We start from the raw sequence: 231 nt of genomic DNA on the forward strand, positions 1-231 counted from the left end.
CGCTATCATTGCCACTGTTTCCGGTACTATTGCCGTTGCTTCCGCTATCATTGCCACTGTTTCCGCTACTATTGCCATTGCTTCCGCTATTATTGCCACTGTCTCCGGTATTATTGCCATTGCTTCCGGTATCATTGCCATTGCTTCCGGCATTATTGCCACTGTTTCCGCTACTATTGCCATTGCTTCCGCTATTATTGCCACTGTCTCCGGTATTATTGCCATTGCTTC

General features: G+C 47.2%; 1 protein-coding gene. It reads left to right on the plus strand.

The features are described from left to right. Positions 1-231 (plus strand): hypothetical protein (locus LDM92_RS02280; protein WP_223901880.1); only part of this gene is annotated, 231 nt, incomplete at both ends.

Source organism: Lactobacillus laiwuensis, from assembly GCF_019972835.1.
GTDB classification, from domain to species: domain Bacteria; phylum Bacillota; class Bacilli; order Lactobacillales; family Lactobacillaceae; genus Lactobacillus; species Lactobacillus laiwuensis.